Origin of the sequence: Chryseolinea lacunae, from assembly GCF_016735595.1 — a bacterium.
Taxonomy (GTDB): domain Bacteria; phylum Bacteroidota; class Bacteroidia; order Cytophagales; family Cyclobacteriaceae; genus Chryseolinea; species Chryseolinea lacunae.
On sequence record NZ_JAERRB010000001.1, the window covers coordinates 542,462 to 562,092 of the forward strand.

A 19,631-nucleotide genomic window follows, 5' to 3' on the forward strand; every position below is an offset into this window, starting at 1 on the left:
GGTCAAAACGCAATCATGGAACAAAAGACTTTTCTCTTCGCCGGAGCCTGCAGTGCAATCGCCACTCAAACAGCAACCATTCTTCAACGGGACGGCCACACCGTTATTGGACTTAGCACAAAACCGGATAATGGATTGTACTCAAGTTTTCACACCGTCACACACTATGACAGGGATAATTTCCCACTCCTGGAGGGTCCCCTAAACGGACTGGTATATTTTCCCGGGACCATAAACCTGAAATCATTTTCCCGCCTCAGTCCGGGCGACTTTCTACAGGATTTTCAAGTGAATGCCTTAGGGGCTGCCCTGTTCACACAACATTATCTGTCGAATCTGAAACGCACGGATGACCCGTCAATCGTTTTCGTCAGCTCGGTGGCCGCGTCAGTCGGATTGCCCTTCCACGCTTCCATCGCCATGGCAAAGGCTGCCGTTGAAGGACTGACCAAAGCGTTGGCCGCAGAACTGGCCCCTGCCGTTCGCGTGAACTGTGTCGCGCCCTCCATGGTCAACACGCCACTGGCAGCAAAATTTCTCGACTCCCTGGAAAAACGGGAACAGGTAGCAAAAAGAAATCCATTACGAAAAATAGGACAACCCGAGGACGTTGCCACGGTTATTAAATTTCTTTTGCAAGACGAGTCGAGTTGGATGACCGGCCAAATTGTGGGCGTTGATGGCGGAATGAATTTTATCAGAAACTGATTTTAGAAAGCGAACGTGCGTATCACTTAGAAGTCAACGCCTTCGCTAACCGTGGAAAAATAAGTCCGTGGAATGGCCATACGCTGTACCAATAAATCCGACCCCAAAGCCCCAGGGGCCGGAAGGTGGCTGTTTGAATAAGTCTATTTACGTCATTGTCTTTTTTGATGGTGAACTCGAGCCAGGCTTCACCCGGAAGTTTCATTTCGGCATACAAAATCAATCTCCCGCTCGATCGATCGGCAAGCAGCACTCTCCAAAAATCGAGGGCGTCTCCGGTCTTTAGATCAAATTCACTTCTTCGTCCTCTCCGCAGTCCGACGCCTCCCACCACGGTATCGGCGAAGCCGCGGATTTTCCATAGCCAGTTCCCAAAATACCAGCCGCGTTGTCCGCCGATGGACCAGAGATTGGAAATGACTTCCTCGGCCGGCCGCGTAAATTTCACTTCACGCCTGTCGGTAAGTACACCATGAGAAGGAACTTCCATATTGTCCATGATGTCGCGCTCACCGGTGTCCAGATAAAGCGAGTCTTTCCAACTGGATATGATATTTTTATGGCTGATCTTATCGAAAGCCAATTGCAAGGCTTCGGTATAATTGAACAAGGTGGTGTTCACCAGCATGCGGATGCGCGTGTCCTCGCAGATCACTTCATTTTTCATGCTATCCACCAGCGTCTTTGCCAGGGAATACGATGTCGAGGTTACAAATACCAGCCACAGCGATGAGAGCCGTGGCGTAAGCACAGGGATGGTGATGATAAGCCGTCTGAGCTTCCGGACACGGGCATAGGTGTAGAGCATTTGGCGGTAGGTGAGTATTTCTGTGCCCCCAATGTCGAAGGTCTCTCCCATGGCTTCATCCTTTAGCATCACGCCCACCAGATATTCCAGAACGTTTCGTATAGCGATTGGCTGACAGCGCGTTTTCAGCCAGCGCGGTGCCACCATCACCGGCAGTTTCTCTACCAGATCGCGGATGATTTCGAACGATGCGCTGCCCGACCCGATAATGATGGCGGCGCGGAGCACGGTGAGGGAAACTCCCGATTGGCGAAGAATACTTTCCACGCTCTTGCGTGATGACAGATGTTCCGATAGCGCGGTGCCGTTGCTAATTCCCGAGAGGTAAATAATTTGCCGAGCCCTTGTGTTGCTCAAACGACGTGCAAAGTTGGTGGCCGACAGCGTCTCTGCCTGTTGAAAATCTGAAACGCTGGAACTCATGGAATGAACCAGGTAGAAGGCTACATCAATGTCAGGCGGAATTGCAGCCAGGGCGTCACCGTCGCGCAAGTCGCATTCAATAACCTCGATGTTTTGAAACGTACCCTCCGGAAAAGCTTCCCAATCAAATTTCCGCCGATGACGAATCAGACAAATCACAAAATGCCCCAGGTCTAACAACACGGGAAGCAAGCGCCTGCCGATGTATCCCGTGGAACCGGTAAGTAGTATTCTCATAGGCCGCTGCCGCATGTTGAATTGCACGGCTCAAACGCGTTTTGAAATCGCCCCCGATAACGATCAAAAACAGTTGATATGCACTGAACGCGGTCAGCGGTTTAACAACGACGCATGCATATTGTTCCGGCGCGAACGCGTTGATAACATTACGCACACTCCTTTGTTACGTCTTAAAAAGCACACACACCGGAGCTTGACGTATGTCCACTAAATTTCCCACCGCCTACGGATCAATCATGGAAAGGATCGATGAGATCGACCCAATCCAATATGGAAAAACACGAAACTATACCCATGGCGCCGTAACGTATTTATCGCCCTATATTTCCCGCGGTGTCATCAGCGTGCGGCAAGTCCAAGAGGCTATTCTGGCAAAAGGATTTCTTCCCGGAGAAATCGAAAAGTTTTTGCAGGAGTTGGCCTGGCGCGAATATTTTCAACGCGTTTGGCAGTCGAAAGGCGCCGCTATATTCGAAGATGTGAAGCAGCCTCAGACTAATGTAGTGCATCGCCAAATGATCGACGCCATTGCAAACGCAACGACCGGCATCGACGCCATCGACAATTCTATCCAAGAATTTTACAAGACGGGCTATCTTCACAACCACGTGCGTATGTATATCGCGAGCATCGCTTGCAATATCGGCCAGGCTCATTGGCTGATGCCATCGCGCTGGATGTATGCACACCTGCTGGATGGAGATTTGGCCAGTAATATGCTCAGCTGGCAATGGGTCGCTGGTGCGTTTGCCAACAAAAAATATTACTGCAACCAGGAAAACATAAATCGGTATACAAACCACTATCAGCAAAACACTTTTCTGGATAGAGCCACAGAAACATTAGCGTTCGGATTTTCTCCTCCGGAATTAAAATCCATCTTCCGTTGGGAACTAGGCACACGACTTCCTTCCATACCCAAACCTCGCATTGATGTTTCAAAACCAACCTTACTTTACAATTCCTATAATCTCGATCCGCTATGGCGAAAATCGGAAGATGTCAATCGGATTTTGTTATTGGAGCCGTCACACTTTCAGAAATATCCAGTGAGTGAAAAGGTCGTTGACTTTATTCTATCACTCTCAAAAAACATCAAGGGCCTCCAATGGATGATCGGTGAAATTGCCGACCTGCAGGCTTTCTATCAGGATTCCATCGCGCGAGAAAGCGTATTCGTATCGAAAGAACATCCAGCCTTTACTCATTATCCGGGAGTTAAGGACAACCGTGAATGGCTCTATCCTCAGGTGACGGGCTATTATCCTTCGTTTTCTTCATTCTGGAAGCTGTGCAATTCAAAGGCAAAGAATTGGCCAGACGACTTGTCCTAATTCGGTGTTGGAGGCCATTGTAAAACGGTTAATACTGTTCATACCAATCGAATTTGTTCTGAACAATATTGTCCCGTTCTTTTTTCACGGATGCGAGAAAGGCTTCCGCCACGGGGGAGTGTCGTTTACGACGCCCGGCTGCTTTTGGCAAAGTCAACCCGCGAATACCATTATCCCGTTCGCGATTGGCATTTCAATGGGTGTTCAGGCAACCTTATGCCTACTTCACCGGTTTCTTATTAGCCTCACGGTGCTCCTTGTAAAAGCTATTCTTTATGGAATCCATATCGCGCATCATGTTCCTGAAATAAGGATCGTTTAGCTCATAGCGCCGCATAAAGAAATCATCATGAAAGAAATCGGGATAGCGCGTAGAATCGGTAAAGAACAAAGGATCAAACTGATTCCGGAAGAAAGAAGAATGGTCTGCTCTGAAGTAGCGATCGAAGCTTCCCATCAGGCTATCCATTCGGGCTGTATCCCCGCTTATGTTTGAGTAATACGATGTGTAGGTTGAATCGAACCCAATCATGTTTCCCTTCTCATCATAGCGCCTATTGACCTTAATGTCAACCTTTGGTTTGGCGAGACTATCGGCAGGATGCTTTTTCAACTCAGCAGCCTGCCTGCTATCATTACCGTTACAAGAAGAGAGCAGGAGTGTTACGATCGCGATGGCGAGACCGAGTGTTCCTGAATGGACACTCCTTGCGTTAATTTGATGGGCGGCCTCCAGCCTGGCAGAAACCGCGCCCCCTTTCAAAATTGATTTCATAGCCTTTAGAATTTTCAACTGCAAAAATGCCCCAACAACTTTTATGCAAATTCCTTACGCTGCACTCCGGCAACTCACACGCTAGTCATGTCCGCTTTACCGGTGGCGATTATGTCTTTTTGACACGAACGGAGAATTAAAAAATGTCAGTTTTTTTATGACTGTGCGGCGTCAATCGGGACTAAGTCAGGGGAAAATTCTGAATTTTTGACAGTTTTTTCTGCCGATTTTCAGCGGCGAAACGGAGAGGCATATATTTTGAAAAACGAAAAACCGAATCGCGATTCTCATACAAACAACACAAATCTTAACGTAACATGTTTAACTAAATCTGAAAGGAGAACCAAGTTATGAAAACCTTAGTAAGACAAAATGCTACTTTGTTTCCATCCCTTCCTTCATTACTCGAAGATTTTTTTAACCGGGATTGGGCGGATTCCACATTGGCCAATCGAAACTATTCAGCCACCTTGCCTGCAGTGAACGTGCGGGAAACCAATGAAGAGTACGTCATTGATGTTGCCGCTCCGGGCATGAAGCGCGATGAGTTCAAAGTAGAATTGGACAACAATGTGCTTACGATTTCTTCCGAGCGGGAAGAAAAGCATGAAGAGCATGCTGAAAGCGGAAACTATACCCGCAGAGAGTTCAACTATCAGTCCTTCCAACGCAGTTTCACATTGCCTGAAAACAAAGTGGAAGGCGAAAAAATATCTGCGCGCTACGCCGACGGCATTCTTCACATCGCCGTTCCCAAGAAAGACGAAGCGAAAGTGAAGCCGGTCAAGCAAATCACGATTGGCTAACCGACAGGGCAAACTGCCGGTGTAACTTCTTGACTAAATCCTGGATAGTTGTGGCATGACAATCCCACGGCTCCATGCTATTCTCCTCCTGATCATTCCACACTATCCTTGATTTTACTTGTTTTCTTAAAAATCATTTTTAACGTGACAACCTATGAAAACAATTTTCAAACCCATTCATTCTTTATCGCACCTTCTCAACGATGTAGCCGATGTCGAATTGGGACACCAGCGCCTCGGTGGATCTCACGTTTTGTTGAGCACGCAATTGTCTGAAAAACCAGACAGCTTTACGGTGAGCGTACCGGTGCCTGGAATGAGCAGAGAGGATCTAGATGTCCATATTGAGGATAACGTACTCGTCATCTCAACAAAGGGACAACCTACCGATCTCGAATATCCACGCGCAATCAGGCACGAAGCCCTTAAGTACTCCTTTGTTCTCCCTGTGGGTATTGACACAGATCGTGTTCAGGCAAAATGCCGGAATGGCCTTCTTACCATCAACCTCGAAAAAATAAAAACCAAAAAAAGCAATACCGTAATCAAAGTTCGTGGACAAGAAAATAACGGTAAAGACAACTGGCGAATGAACACATTGTGGGACAAGATAAAGTCCAAATTGGGCTCTGGAAAAACTGTCCCCATCAGATCAATTAAATATTCCTAGTCCGGAATGCGAAAGCAGATGAATCCGTAACATTCAACCCTGTCGTCCCTTGCTTGACCCCGGAGAACATTTGTTAAAAGGCATTGTGGGAATGCTTCTCACGATCCTGTTATTGAGCTGGCTGTTGAAGCGTTTCCGTCAACCTTACTTTAGTGCCTACATCATTGCCGGAATTTTACTCGGACCGCATGGTCTGCAACTTTTTACCAACGTTACCACCATTGCTCAAATTGGATCGCTTGGGCTGATCATGCAAATGTTTTTCATCGGCGCGGAAATTGAAGTGCCTGCGCTGATGAAAAATATCCGGATCTCCGCTATTGGCGTGTCTGTTCAGCTTCTGTTAAGCTTTATTTTCATTGCCATGATTGGTCATCAGCTCGGATGGGCTACAGGTCAGATTGTCCTATTCAGCTTCATCATCAGCCTAAGCAGCTCTGCCATCATACTGGAATACCTGCACAAGAACACGGAAATCAATTCGCGACTGGGTAATCTCGCGACAGGCATATTGATCCTCCAGGATTTCCTGATTGTACCGATGATTATGGTGCTGAATTTTCTGGCAAAAGGGGAATCGAATATTGGACAATTAATCCTGGGTGTGTTCATCGCCCTTGTATTTGTCGCGTTGTTGCGAATGGTTGTGCTGAAAAGGAAAGTATTGCCGCTCAGCCTCTCTACTTTCCAGCCGGACCACGAGTTGCAGGTTTTTATCGGATTATTGCTGTGCTTCGGATTTGCCTGGATGACCAGCCTCTTGCATCTTTCGGCGGCTATGGGCGCGATGTTCGCGGGTGTTATTATCTCGCAAAATGAATCCATGAAATGGCTTGACCGGACCTTGATACCCTTCCGCGTATTCTTTCTCTCACTTTTCTTTTTATCCATTGGCCTGCAATTGGACTGGAGTTTTGTCAAGGCGCATAGTGCGCTCATCTCGGCGCTGGTAATACTCATATTCGGTATCAACAGTCTGATCAACGCGTGTGTGTTCAGGCTTCTGAAGGAGAGCTGGAAAAACAGCCTATATGCCGGTGCATTACTATCTCAAATCGGTGAGTTCAGTCTTGTGCTGTGCACGGTAGCCAAAAGCCTTAAACTGGTTGATGACTTTTCCTTTCAATTGACATTGGCGGTGGTCTCGGTATCGATGCTACTGTCCTCGGGGTGGATAAGCGTTATCCGGAGCTTTTTGTTTCGCAACGTTTCAGAAACCTTGAAGACAACGCGCTTTTTCACGGAAAACAGCCGAAATTAGAAACTATTATTGAGGCCGAAAGACAGCGTATTCTGTCGCCCTTATGGGAGGACGAATTTCTGAGACCGTAGACAAGTCCCAGAAAGTCAAGGGTGTTTTTAGCCATCAATCTGCTGTAATATTTACACAGTAAAATTTGCACCGGATTTTCGCGGAGACAATGAATATTTAAAACTTTGTTCTACATTTGCCCCCGCACTTGCCCAGCCGGGGGACAAACTATGCGAAAGCGAAGGGACTCCGGAGGCGAAAAGAATCTTCGAAATTAGCTGAATTTCGATGTTTTTGGGAAACAAAGTGAAAAGCCAAAGTGGCGGAATTGGTAGACGCGCACGACTCAAAATCGTGTACCGAAAGGTGTGTGGGTTCGATTCCCACCTTTGGTACTCCAAATGTACTTGTGAAATCCCGGATCATTGATTCGGGATTTTTCTTTTTAGTCCATTGCCAATAAAAGGCATACATTTTCCATACACCCGCCTGCTGTGTAGACATTCGGTCTACGCTTTACAACAACGAAACAGCGATGCGTTTACAGCTTTCTGCTGTGCCCTATAACCAGGCATTGCTGTGCCCCACGGTCTGCGGCGACAAAACCACCACACATTTCTACAGGTAGAAACCCAGATGTGATGTTGTTTGATTTAAATAACTTTGCAAAATGCAAGAAATACATGATCTGAAGGAGTTATTGGCCGCCAACCCGGAGTGTTATGAGGAATACCTGCTCTTGTCGCAGGTCCATCATTTTAATGTTTTTAACCGATCTGAAATTTATGAACGCACGCAGCCCATGCACCGAAGCGACTTCTACAAGATTTCGCTGATCTCGGGAACGGGCATACTTCAGATAAAAGATGAATACATCGAAATCAACGGCACAGTGTTGATTTTCTTTAACCCGACCGTGCCCTATTTCTGGCAGGCCTTGCTGGAAGAAAGACCATCCTACTATTGTTATTTCGACAATCACTTTCAAACCAAACTACTGAACAAAGATTATTTTCAGAAGTCTGCATTGTTTGCCCCAAACACAAGCCCTGTGTTTGCGCTCAACGACGAACAATCGGAAGACGTGCGGTTTGTTTTTGAACGCATGTGCCTGGAAATAAAGAGCGACTATCACTATAGATATGAAACCATAGCGACCTACCTCCAATTGCTTTTGCAAAAGGCCTACCAGTTTCAGAATGCTGCCGAGAAAACATCTGCCAACAAACCCGCCGCCATACGGTTGATCTCAAATTTTTTGAACCTCCTCGAAAAACAGTTCCCGATCGATTCAGTAGAACATTCTCTCGTTCTAAAAACACCGAATGATTTTGCCCGCGAACTTTCCATACACGTCAACTACCTTAACCACACGGTGAAAGAAGTGACCGGAAAAAAGACTTCTGAGATCATTGCTTCGCGCGTGCTCACCGAAGCCAAGGCATTATTAAAACACAGCAATGCCGACATCTCCGAGATCGGGTATATGCTCGGATTTGAATACCCCTCCAACTTTATTACGTTCTTCAAACGACACACAAAAGAAACGCCCAAATCTTTTCGGAGCAAAGGAAACACCTCCCCTTCCAGGATCAAAAATATTTGATTCTCATAACTTTCCATTTGATCTAAAAACTTCTGTCGCCGGGCCGGGGCATACCTTTGTGCCTGTGAATATCCGACACCAATAAGGCATCACCGCCACTTGTCTGCTGCCAACCCACTGGCAGGGAGATTTGTGGGCACGATGATCTATGCTCTCGCCATGTCGGAAAACATGTTCACTACGGCAGAAGAAACTATTAATAATTACCATACATATGAAAATCGGAATAATTGGAACCGGTGCCATTGGCGGCACCCTGGCAAAGAAACTGGCCGCGGCAGGTCATGACGTTAAGGTAACAAACGCATCTGCGGAGCACGAACTTGCAAACACGGCAGCCAGGCTTGGGGTGGCTCACGCCAGTCTTCGGCAGGTTGTGTCGGGAGTAGACGTAGTGATCGTATCCATTCCAACCAACGCCATCGCGGAGCTGCCTAAAGATTTGTTTAGCGGCGTGCCCGACAACGTCATTGTTGTTGACACCAGCAACCACTACCCTACGCGCGATGGCGAGATGAACGTATTCAACGAGAAATTGGAAAGCGTCTGGGTTTCTGAACAGCTTGGCAGGCCGGTGATTAAAGCTTTCAATAATTTACTTGCGCACTCCCTTGAACATTCAGGAAAAGCTAAAGGTGAACCGGAAAGAGTAGCCATGGCCATTTCTGGCGATGATGAAAAAGCAAGGCGGGTCATTTCAACACTCGTTGACGATGCCGGCTTTGATCCGGTGGACAACGGTAGCTTGTCAGAATCGTGGAGACATCAGCCCGGCATGCCTGGCTATTGCACAGAACTGAATGCAAGCGAACTCAAACAAGCCTTGGTTGACAAAGACGGCATCAAAGGAAAAGGTGCTAGCTTGAGAGACAAATCGATGGAGATCTTTACGGGACTAACAGCCACCCCCACGCACGAAGAAATCCTGACAATTCTCCGCTCGCTATTCCCCACCAATCCGAAACAGCACAACGCGATTTTAGAGAAAGCCGACAGCGCCAGCTAAAGGACTTTGCACGCTTCTCTGAAGGACAAGGCCCCGCAGCACGCGGGGCTTTTTGTTGTGTAACAGATTTTGCACACGAAACGTGAAAGACTCAAAAAAGCATAATATCTTTCCCGTATGATGACTCCCGACCAGGACAGCCGCCGCCCCATTGCATCTCGCGACTCGGGCTGGGCCAAACAAACCGCTGCCTTTCTGGCCAAACAAGGGTTGTCGCCCAACGTCATTTCCGTTCTCAGCATTGCGTTCGCACTGGTTTCGCTCGTTGCGTTCTACCTCGACTATCGCGGGGTGGGATTGCATTTTGTGAACATGTTGCTGGCCGTGGCCGGAATTCAGGGCCGCCTTATCATGAACCTGCTTGATGGCATGGTGGCCGTTGAGCACAACAAGAAGTCGGCCGTGGGCGGCATCTTCAATGAAGTGCCCGACCGGATAACCGACACGTTGATTATTTTCGGAGTCGGTCTTCTGGCAAAACACATGGCCTATGGCATGGACCTGGCCTACTGGGCCATTGCCCTTTCCATTGCCACCGCCTACATCCGCACACTAGGGGCCTCGTTGCACTGCGGGCATTTTTTTATCGGCCCCATGGCCAAACAACATCGCATGGCGCTGATCACCGTTGGCTGCGTTGTGGGCATCTGGTATGGGCCCGTATTTTATTACCTGCTCATGGTCATGAACGTGGGCCTGATCATTACGTGCTATCGCCGGTTGGCCAAAATATTTATTCACCTGCAGAAGAACGCTGTCTCCTAACGCCCCACACACCTCATGGAAAAAATTCTTCGCCTCGATTTCATTGAGAATAAAGATCTGCGGATCGTCGTCATCGTCATCTTCGGCATCCTGGCGTTTGCCACCCTGCTGTTCTTTGTGGTGGGCAAGCTCAAACCGCAGGCAAACCTGGCCGAGCTGAAGGCCCGCACCAAGTCGTGGTGGATCATGGCCGCCCTGGTGCTCGGTGCCACGCTCATCAACAGCACCATATCGTATGTGGCCATTGCGCTGTTGTCGTTTGTGGCGTTTCGCGAATTGTATTCGGCGCTGGGGTTTCGCGAGTCGGACCGTCGCGCCATTTTCTGGGCCTACGTGTCCATCCCAATCCAGTATTATCTTGCCTACATCGGGTGGTATGGTGCCTTCATCATTTTTATACCCATTGTCATGTTCCTGTTTCTTCCGCTGCGCATGGTGTTGAAAGGAAACACAAACGGCATCATCAAATCGATGTCGTCGTTGCAATGGATACTGATGCTCACGGTGTTTGGTCTCAGCCACATGGCCTACCTCCTGTCGCTGCCCGACATCGCCGGGTTTAGCAGTGGCGGCAGAGGGCTGCTGTTGTTCCTGGTGTTTCTGACCGAGATCAACGATGTGATGCAGTTCACCTGGGGCAAACTGCTTGGCAAACACAAGATCATTCCCAAGGTGAGTCCGAACAAAACCTGGGAAGGTTTTGTGGGTGGTATTATCAGCACCACCATCATTGGCTACTTTCTCGGCTTCCTCACGCCGCTCACCGACGTGCAGGTTGTGTTTGTGAGTTTCACCATTGCCGTGTCGGGTTTCTTTGGCGACATCGTGATGTCGTCGGTGAAACGAGACATTGGCGTGAAGGACATGGGCACATCCATTCCCGGCCACGGCGGAATATTAGACCGCATCGATTCGCTGGCCTATACGGCCCCGGCATTCTTTCATCTTATCTACTACATTGCCTACTAGATGAAAAAGCTGGTTCTGCAGTTTATCTACGGCGTGGTGGTGAAAGCCTTTCTCCGCATCATTGTGGGGGTGAAGTTCGACAACGGCAAGTTTCTGCTAAACGAAAAACAGTTCATCATCATTGCCAACCACAACAGCCACCTGGACACCATGACCATTATGGCGTCGCTTCCGCGTCAGCTGATACACAAAGTGAGACCGGTGGCCGCCGCCGATCATTTTGGAAAAACAAAGTTCAAAGAAAAGCTCAGCAACTATTTTGTGAACACGTTGCTGATCCAGCGCAAGCGCGACAAAGAGAATCCCGCAAACGACCCGATCCACAAAATGGTGGATGCGCTCGACAAAGGCTTTTCGCTGATCCTTTTCCCGGAAGGCACACGGGGCGAACCCGAAGTGCAGCAACCCCTCAAGCCTGGCGTGGCCCTCGTGCTGTTGCAGCGACCCGAGGTGAAATACGTGCCCGCCTACATGAAGGGAATGGGAAAGGCCATGCCCAAAGAAGACAGCCTCATTGTTCCGTTCAATTGCCAATTGGTGTACGGCACACCCCAGATCATTTCCCATGCCGATGTGACACCCATCCTGGAGAAAATGCAACATGATTTTAACGCGCTCCAGGAAAAGCTGCGTTAGTCTCGTGTGTTGTGAAGAAAATTCATTTTTAATTCCAGAGATTTGACTCCTGACAGATTTCTACTTTTACGTTCATCGATCATACTCCCAACGCTGTTATGAAACTTCCATCGTTTACCTACCTGTTGCACAATACCGGCCGCGCGTTCCTACGTTTCCCGATCACCCTTTTGTCGGCGCTGGTGGCCGTGGTGATTGGTATCTACTTATTCGAGTTGGATGCTGATGTTCTTGATCTCCGCTATGTGAATGTGATGCTTTGTGCCGCGCTTGGCATTTCGCTGTTTTTCTGTGTCACGGTGTTTTCCGACAAGCAGGGCTATGGGCTAAAACTCCGCGTCGTGCTTCACGTGGCAGCCGCGCTGGTGCTGGTGGCGCTCTACTTCACCTTGCCCAGCGCTGTGGAGCCAATCAACAATTCGCTTCCCTACATCCGCTATGGCATCTATAACGTGGTGATGCACTTGCTGGTGGCGGTGGTTCCGTTCCTGGAGAAAGGAAAACTGAATGGCTTCTGGCACTACAACAAAATTCTCTTCATCCGGTTTCTCACCGCCCTGCTGTATTCCGGTTTCCTCTATGCCGGACTGGCGCTGGCCTTGGGGTCGCTCGACTTTCTTTTCGACATCGATCTGCACGAAAAACTATTCTTCGATCTGTTCGTGGTGATCGGTGGCTTGTTTAACACCTGGTTTTTCATCGCCGGCATTCCAAGCGATTTTAATGCGTTAGATGGCGTCGAAGAATACCCCAAAGGCATAAAGATATTTTCGCAGTATGTGTTGCTGCCCTTGTTGATTCTTTATTTGATCATTCTCTATGTGTATGCCGCCAAGATTGTGGTGCTGTGGAGCTGGCCTAAGGGACTGGTATCTTACCTCATCTCGTGTGTGGCGGTGCTGGGCATTCTCACGTTGTTGCTCATTCATCCCTATGGAAATTTGCCGGGCAACGGCTGGATCAAGAAGTTTTCGAGGATCTATTATTTCGCATTGTTCCCGCTGGTGGTGTTGCTGTTCATTGCCATCGGCATGCGTGTGAACGACTATGGCATCACCATCAACCGCTACATCATTGTGCTGCTCGGCATCTGGCTCACCCTCGTGTGTTTCTATTTTTCGCTGGGAAATAAAAACATCAAATTCATTCCCATTTCGCTTGCCATCATTCTCATGCTAATGACGTTTGGCTATTGGGGCATGTTCTCGGTGAGCGAACGCAGCCAGGTGAACCGGCTGAGGGGTATCTTGGAGCAATACAAAATTCTACAGAACGGAAAAATAAAAGGGGAAGTGATCTGGCGCAAAGACAGCCTGCACAGACTGTTCGCGGCCAACAACGAGAACGTTAACGAGGGACTGATGCCCGACTCTGTGCACAACGAGGTGAGATCGATATTAGATTACCTCGACGACTATCATGGCTTCACGTTGCTCCGCCCCTGGTATCAACAGGATATTGACTCCCTTGCCCGGGCAACGCGTAGTGCCAAAAGCTACCGGCGTTCTGGCGAAACCGAAGTGTATATGAGAAGCATGGGGCTAAAGGATGAGTATCTCTACGGATCGGCGGAAACAACCAAGTACTACTCTTTTTCAACACCAAGGCAGAGCGACCGCGCCGTGGATGTGAGGGGCTTTGACTACATGCACACAATAAAGAACTCCGGCCTGCATAGCGATGAAAACTTCTTTATAGGGGAAACACGTTGTGATGTTGTGTTTCCCAAACTCCCCTCTGACCCGCTCCTGCTCATTGCCAACAAAGACACCCTGGTGTTGCGTACGGACTCACTCATGACCGTGCTGATTTCCCGCTACAACCATGAGCGCACCCGCGATATTCCTGCCTCGCAAATGTCTTTGCATTCCTCCAATCACCAATGGCGTGTTCGACTTGACATCAATAACCTTTACCTCTATCCCACCCGCGATGTGCTTCAGGTGGAAGGTATCGACGCAGATTTGTTGATAACAAAGCGCGCGCCCCACAAACCGTAAATCCATACCGTCAAACAACACGCGTTTTTCTATGATGCCTCAGGGTGCATTCACCCAAACAGATCAACCTTTTGTCGGCACGTAGTGAAGCATGATCACGCCGGTGCCAAAAGTTTTTGTCTTCACCAGTTTGAGGATGATCTTGTCATTTATGGTTTTAAATAACGGCAGGCCTTTTCCTGCCACTATCGGATGAACACAGAGTTGGTATTCATCAATTAAATTCAAGTTCGTCAACGCCACGATCATGCTTGGGCTGCCGGCCAGAATGTCTTTGCCCGGTTGTTTTTTGAGTTCCAGCACTTCTTCTTTCAGGCTTCGCGCTGCCAGCCTCACGTTTTTCCAATCAACCTGCTTGAGCGTGTGCGAGAAAACAACCTTGGGAGTGTTTTCGATGGCCACGGCAAACTCGTCTGTGGATTTGTTTCCGGTAGGTTTTTTCACAACGTCGGGCCAGTAGCTTTCCATTAGCTGGTAGGTTATCCTTCCGTAGAGAAGCGTGCCTGAGTTGTTCAGTAGCGCCGTGAAATAATCATGGAGCTCTTCGTCTGCAATTGCTGACGTGTGGTCGCAAAAGCCGTCGAGTGTCATGTTGATTCCTGCAATGAGTTTTGCCATAGCCAGTAGTTTTAGTAGCTAATAACAATCCTGTCGAATGGTTTTGACGTTGCGTTCCGGACTTTCGACGGGGAGAAATTATTTCTTCCCCGTGGCTGCCCAGAATATGCCACCATAGAGGTGATTCAAAAATGCCGGGTCGCTAAAGATGGTGGGCACGTGGCCCAGCGCGGTGTAGAACGAACGGCCGCCGTCGTAGTTGTGATACCAGGCCACGGGGTGCAATTTGCCCATGCCCACTGCTTTTTTATCGCCCCACTGCACCTTCGGGTCATAGGAAGTTTCGTCGATGGAGAGAATGTATTTGAGGTCGCCGATTTTTTCGGGGCCAAATTCATACCACTCGTCGGTCCAGAGTTTGCCGCCGGCAAAGCCTTGCAGGCCCGGGAAGGTTTCGTCAAGGATGTTCACTTTGGCGGTTTGGATGGCGGGGTGAATGTGGAACATGCGGCCCACAAGTTTGGTATACCACGGCCAGTCATACTCCGTGTCGGATGCGCTGTGGATGCCCACAAATCCTTTGCCCGAATGGATGAAACGTTCCATCACTTTTTGCTGGGCCGAGTCAAGCACGTCGCCGGTGGTGTTGAGGAAGATGACCACCTGAAATTGCTCAAGATATTTATCGGTGAAGCCGTTGGGATTTTCATACAACACCACGTCGAAGAAGTTTCGCACGCCCAGTTGCTGGATGGCCAGCACGCCGGCGTGTAACGATTCGTGGTGCCATCCTTTGGTGGTGGTGACCAGCAGCCCCTTGAATTGTTTCTGTGCTGCAACGGTGAAACATAGTGAGACCTGGAGGGCCAGGGCAATGACGATGATTCTGCGGAAGTTCATATGAATTGGGTAAGTCTTGATCTATCGGAAAGTACTACATTTTTCTGATGATATCATCGGCGTTTGTGAGCAGCGGAAATTTATTAGGCAGCACCGGCTGCTGGTGGCGGTTGCCGTTCACAGGTCTCTGAAATCTTCTCCCCACTGTTCGTTCAGCTGCGCGTGTTTCTTCCAGTATTTCCGTTCAATCTCTTTCATGACGGCATCGAACTTCGGGTCCTTTCGCAGATCGTCGCAAACGGGGTCAATGCGCAGCAGCAACACCCAGAAAATGAAGTTGTCTTGTGTGGCAAAGCGCTCGAAAAGCTTCATCGCCTTGTTTGCTTCGCCCGTGTAGGCATAGTAGGTGGTGAGGTATAAATCCTTATACATGGTGCGGTCGTTGTCGGCAAAGGTTTTGAACTGCTGAAGATATCGTTCCGCTTTTTCTTTCTGGCCGGTGCGGGCGTAGGCCACGCCAAACCGCAGGTATTCGTGTTTGAAGATATCCATGTGATAGAGGTTCATGCGCGCCACGGCGCGATCGTAACACGCGGTGGCTGCCTTGTAGTCGCCAAGCATGGTGTTCATTTTTCCCACCTCCTGCAGCACATCAAACCTCAGGGTGTCTTTCTTCCACCGGGCAAGCAGGCGGTCGCGGGCTTTTCCGGCGTCGCGGTCTTTGGCATAAAACGTATAGTCGTACACATAGCCGGCAAAAAAACCTTTTGCATTGAGCTGCAACGATTTTGTGGCGTAGCGCATGGCGTCGTCCAGAAATCCATTTTGCAGCAGGGCGTTGCCGAGGTGAAAGTAGTTGAAGCCCGTGGTGACGGAGTCGGCACCCTTGTCGGCTTTCACTTTTTGAATAGCATATTCCAGATACTTGGCGGGGTTGGGCACGTGTATGTTATAGAACTCCGTGAGGAAGTGCAGCACCAGTCCGGAATGCGGATCGTATTCCAATGCCTTTTCGAAATAGGGAATGGAAAGTTCATACTGTCGTTTCTGCGCAAACGACAACGCCTTGGCAATCATGCTTTCGCTTGACCGGGCTTCATACAAAATGGCTTTCTCGGCATAGTTGTCGATGTCGGCCGTGTGTTTTTTCTCCACGTCAAAGATGTCGAGGTAATAATAAACCATGGTGGCCGTGGCATAGGCGAGCGAAAACTTGGGATCTTTTTCGATAGCCTTGTTGAGCCAGGGGATGGCGCCGATGAGGTCGTCGCGATAGAACAGGTCTTTGCCTTTCAGGAAATAGTCGTAGGCCACCAGGTCGTCGGTGGGTTTCTTTTCGATGCGGCGTTCTTCTTCGGGCGTGATGATCACTTCAATTTCCTGGCTGATGTTTTTGGCGATCTCCTGCTGCAATTCAAAAATGTCTTTTGCTTCGCGGCGGTATTGGTTGCTCCACAGGTGTTTGTCGGTTTCGCCGTCGATCAGCTGGATGTTCAGCACAATGCGGTCGCCGATTTTCTGGCCGCTTCCTTCCACAAAATATTTCACGTTCAGTTCTTTCGCCATCTCGGGGATGGAACGGGACGCGTTGCGATATTTTTCAACCGACGTGCGACTGATCACGCGAAGGTCTTCAATCTTTTGCAGGTTGTTTAGCGTGGCCTCCATCAACCCGTTGATGAGGTAGACGTTGGACGAGTCGTTGCTGTCGTTTTTGAAGGGAAGCACCGCGATGGAAATTTCCTCGGTGCCGCTGCGGTGATTGGTGCGGGACCAGATAAAATAGCCACCCGCTGTCAACACCAAAATGCCGACAGCCAACATCAGCCCCAGCGTTGTTCGGGTCAGGCGGCGGGGTGGCACTTCGCGGTTGGTTTCCGGCAGCACAGCGGTTTCTGAGGGCGTGACCACATCGCGCCTTCCCGCTTCGCCCGGGGGGTAGCCATAATATTCGCGAAAGCACTTGATGAAGTAGGATGTGCTGTTGAACCCCACCTGGTGCGAAACTTCAGAAACATTGAGCGACGACTGTCGAAGCAATTCCATGGCCCGCTTCAAACGCACCTGGTTGATGAGTTGGCTAACGGAAAGATTGGTTTCCTTTTTCACCTTTCGCAACAGATTAGACCGGCTCATGTTCATGGCATCGGCCAGTTCGGAAACCCCAAACTGTTCGTTCGCGATGTTCTTCTCCACCACGGCGGTTAGCTCAATCAGGAAACTGCTTTCGGGTTGGGGTGATTCAGGCATGGCGGGAAGCTGCAGTGTGGGATGTTTCAAAAAATGGGTACATACAGACGTTTGCGTTTCGTTCGGTGGCCAGCCAGGCTTGGGTTAACAAGGTGTCAAACAGCCTCAATTTACCCTTTTCGAGGGGCAGTTGCATCAAAATTTATATCGCTGCGTCATAATTTATATCGAATCCCGCAAAGTTGATGCTTTTGTGTGCAAGAGTGTTTAGCCCTGGCCGGTGGTGAGGCCGTTCTTTGGTTCCATAAAATTTACCCGAAACACCAAACACCCGAAACACATGAAAACTGAAAACCGCCAGCACCCCGCGCTCCTGATGATCGCCCTTGTTGCACTCACGGTTGCTATGCTCCTTTCTGCCTGCAACACCCAACCCCGTTCAAAAACCAGCAGCACCGTTCAAGCCCCTGACGTAGACATCCACACGGCGGTGCTCACGGGCAACCACGCCGCGTTGAAACAACACCTTGCCGCCGGCACCAACATCAACGAAAAAGATCCCTTTGGCGGATCGAGCCCGCTCATCAGCGCGGCCGTGTTTGGAAAAACGGAAGAAGCCAAAATTCTGATCGACGCCGGTGCCGACCTCAACTTCCAGAACAACGATGGCTCCACCGCACTTCACTCTGCCGCATTTTTCTGCCGTCCCGAAATTGTGCGCTTGCTGCTCGACAAACATGCCGACAAGTCTATTCAAAATAAATTCGGCGCCACGGCCCTTCAAACCGTGTCGGGTTCTTTTGCCGAATCGAAAAATATATACGACGTGATCGGCAAAGTGCTTGAACCGATGGGGTTGAAGCTCGACTATGCCTACATCGAAAAGACACGGCCCACCATTGCTGAGATGTTGAAATAATCATACGTTAAAAAAAATCCTATGTCCGTCTTGCAAAGAAGATACGATATCGATTGGCTCCGTGTCATCGCCATCGGGTTGTTGCTGGTCTATCATGTTGCCATCGGGTTTCAACCGTGGGGTGTCATGATCGGGTTCATCACCAACGGTGAGTCGTGGTCGTCGCTGTGGTTGCCCATGACCATGCTGAACATCTGGCGCATTCCGTTCCTGTTTTTTGTGTCGGGCATGGGTGTGTATTTTTCCATGCAGCGCCGCAGCTGGAAAGAACTCATGGTTGAGCGCTCGCTTCGCATTCTCGTTCCTTATATTTTCGGAATGGTGTGCATTTTCCCCATCAGCGTCATCATCCTTCAAGCCTACTATCATTGGGATCTCCACTACGCGGCCAACGCAGGACACTTGTGGTTTCTCGGAAACATTTTTGTCTATGCGGTTCTACTGACGCCGCTGTTCTATTCTCTGCAGAAAAATTTGAATGGAAAATTTGTGACGGGGTTGAAGAAGATGCTCAGCAGTCCGTTGGGTCTCACTCCGGTTGTGATTCTTTTTGTGGGCGAAGTGCTGGTGATAAAACCCATGCCCTACGAACTCTATGCCATGACGTGGCACGGGTTTGTGTTGGGATTGCTGGCGTTCGTTTGTGGTTTTTGTTTTTCGCTGTGTGGCGAATCATTCTGGCACATGCTGCGCGCGTGGCGATGGTTGTTCCTGGTGCTGGCGTTGGTTCTTTTTGTGGTCCGCATTTTTGTGTTTGGATTCAAAACACCGGGGTTCCTGCTGGCGGTGGAATCGAACGTCTGGATTTTTTCCGTGCTGGCGTTTGGGAGTAAAAACCTCAACCGGTCCAGCAAAGCGTTGTCGTATTTAAGTGAGGCGGCCTATCCCGTGTATATCCTCCACATGATTTTCCTTTTTCTGGGATCATGGTTAATTTTCCCGCTAACGTGGGTTGCTCCGCTAAAGTTTGTGGTGGTGCTGGTGTTCACGTTTGCCGGGTGCTTTGGCACATTCGAAATCATTCGCCGTGTAGTTTTTCTGCGGCCGCTGTTTGGTTTGAAAATAAAGGCGCGTCAACCCATCATCCACAAAAACAATCAGGGACTGGCGCAAGCCTAAACAAACA

Annotated in this window: 18 protein-coding genes and 1 tRNA gene; 14 read left to right on the plus strand and 5 right to left on the minus strand. The window is 49.3% G+C overall.

What is annotated here, in order from left to right; genetic code table 11:
* Nucleotides 1-15 precede the first annotated feature (15 nt).
* Entirely contained in the window at nt 16-708 is a 693-nt protein-coding gene (locus JI741_RS01990; protein WP_202006928.1) for an SDR family NAD(P)-dependent oxidoreductase, read from the plus strand.
* A 22-nt stretch (nt 709-730) separates the two neighbouring features.
* Here JI741_RS01990 and JI741_RS01995 read toward each other — a convergent pair whose 3' ends face one another.
* Nucleotides 731-2,176, minus strand: coding sequence for an SDR family oxidoreductase (locus JI741_RS01995; protein WP_202006929.1), 1,446 nt, complete (start codon nt 2,174-2,176; stop codon nt 731-733).
* A 239-nt stretch (nt 2,177-2,415) separates the two neighbouring features.
* Between JI741_RS01995 and JI741_RS02000 the strand changes: the two genes are divergently transcribed.
* On the plus strand, nt 2,416-3,513 hold the full coding sequence (locus JI741_RS02000) for an FAD-binding domain-containing protein (RefSeq protein WP_236675833.1): 1,098 nt from the start codon (nt 2,416-2,418) through the stop codon (nt 3,511-3,513).
* Between the two features lie 220 nt (nt 3,514-3,733).
* On the opposite strand, the gene JI741_RS02005 is transcribed toward JI741_RS02000, so the two are convergent.
* The gene (locus JI741_RS02005; RefSeq protein ID WP_202006931.1) at nt 3,734-4,288 is read right to left on the minus strand and encodes a hypothetical protein; all 555 of its coding nucleotides are present in this window, start codon (nt 4,286-4,288) and stop codon (nt 3,734-3,736) included.
* Between the two features lie 350 nt (nt 4,289-4,638).
* On the opposite strand from JI741_RS02005, the gene JI741_RS02010 reads away from it, so the two are divergent.
* From JI741_RS02010 to JI741_RS02055, 10 genes are all read left to right on the plus strand, one after another.
* Nucleotides 4,639-5,094 (plus strand): Hsp20/alpha crystallin family protein, encoded by a 456-nt coding sequence (locus JI741_RS02010; protein ID WP_202006932.1) that lies wholly within the window; start codon nt 4,639-4,641, stop codon nt 5,092-5,094.
* A gap of 154 nt (nt 5,095-5,248) precedes the next feature.
* On the plus strand, nt 5,249-5,764 hold the full coding sequence (locus JI741_RS02015; protein ID WP_202006933.1) for an Hsp20/alpha crystallin family protein: 516 nt from the start codon (nt 5,249-5,251) through the stop codon (nt 5,762-5,764).
* Between the two features lie 49 nt (nt 5,765-5,813).
* Nucleotides 5,814-7,025: a cation:proton antiporter domain-containing protein gene (locus tag JI741_RS02020; protein WP_202006934.1), complete on the plus strand. Its 1,212-nt coding sequence runs from the start codon at nt 5,814-5,816 to the stop codon at nt 7,023-7,025.
* Between the two features lie 304 nt (nt 7,026-7,329).
* Nucleotides 7,330-7,411 (plus strand) — tRNA-Leu (locus JI741_RS02025).
* Between the two features lie 275 nt (nt 7,412-7,686).
* Nucleotides 7,687-8,622: a helix-turn-helix domain-containing protein gene (locus tag JI741_RS02030; RefSeq protein ID WP_202006935.1), complete on the plus strand. Its 936-nt coding sequence runs from the start codon at nt 7,687-7,689 to the stop codon at nt 8,620-8,622.
* Nucleotides 8,623-8,836: 214 nt separating this feature from the next.
* Complete coding sequence (locus tag JI741_RS02035) at nt 8,837-9,628, plus strand: NADPH-dependent F420 reductase (RefSeq protein ID WP_202006936.1); 792 nt, start codon at nt 8,837-8,839, stop codon at nt 9,626-9,628.
* 117 nt (nt 9,629-9,745) lie between these two features.
* Nucleotides 9,746-10,393 (plus strand): CDP-alcohol phosphatidyltransferase family protein, encoded by a 648-nt coding sequence (locus JI741_RS02040; RefSeq protein WP_202006937.1) that lies wholly within the window; start codon nt 9,746-9,748, stop codon nt 10,391-10,393.
* A gap of 15 nt (nt 10,394-10,408) precedes the next feature.
* Nucleotides 10,409-11,362, plus strand: coding sequence for a phosphatidate cytidylyltransferase (locus JI741_RS02045; protein WP_202006938.1), 954 nt, complete (start codon nt 10,409-10,411; stop codon nt 11,360-11,362).
* Nucleotides 11,363-11,998, plus strand: a complete 636-nt coding sequence (locus tag JI741_RS02050) for a lysophospholipid acyltransferase family protein (protein WP_202006939.1) — start codon at nt 11,363-11,365, stop codon at nt 11,996-11,998.
* A 98-nt stretch (nt 11,999-12,096) separates the two neighbouring features.
* The gene (locus JI741_RS02055; RefSeq protein ID WP_202006940.1) at nt 12,097-13,998 is read left to right on the plus strand and encodes a DUF4153 domain-containing protein; all 1,902 of its coding nucleotides are present in this window, start codon (nt 12,097-12,099) and stop codon (nt 13,996-13,998) included.
* A 63-nt stretch (nt 13,999-14,061) separates the two neighbouring features.
* Here JI741_RS02055 and JI741_RS02060 read toward each other — a convergent pair whose 3' ends face one another.
* From JI741_RS02060 to JI741_RS02070, 3 genes are all read right to left on the minus strand, one after another.
* Complete coding sequence (locus JI741_RS02060) at nt 14,062-14,616, minus strand: dihydrofolate reductase family protein (RefSeq protein ID WP_202006941.1); 555 nt, start codon at nt 14,614-14,616, stop codon at nt 14,062-14,064.
* Between the two features lie 78 nt (nt 14,617-14,694).
* Nucleotides 14,695-15,456: a ThuA domain-containing protein gene (locus JI741_RS02065; protein WP_202006942.1), complete on the minus strand. Its 762-nt coding sequence runs from the start codon at nt 15,454-15,456 to the stop codon at nt 14,695-14,697.
* A 117-nt stretch (nt 15,457-15,573) separates the two neighbouring features.
* Entirely contained in the window at nt 15,574-17,676 is a 2,103-nt protein-coding gene (locus tag JI741_RS02070; protein ID WP_202006943.1) for a helix-turn-helix domain-containing protein, read from the minus strand.
* A gap of 250 nt (nt 17,677-17,926) precedes the next feature.
* Here JI741_RS02070 and JI741_RS02075 point away from each other — a divergent pair, with 250 nt between their 5' ends.
* Nucleotides 17,927-18,505 (plus strand): ankyrin repeat domain-containing protein, encoded by a 579-nt coding sequence (locus JI741_RS02075; protein ID WP_236675834.1) that lies wholly within the window; start codon nt 17,927-17,929, stop codon nt 18,503-18,505.
* Between the two features lie 30 nt (nt 18,506-18,535).
* Complete coding sequence (locus tag JI741_RS02080; RefSeq protein ID WP_236675835.1) at nt 18,536-19,624, plus strand: acyltransferase family protein; 1,089 nt, start codon at nt 18,536-18,538, stop codon at nt 19,622-19,624.
* Nucleotides 19,625-19,631 lie beyond the last annotated feature (7 nt).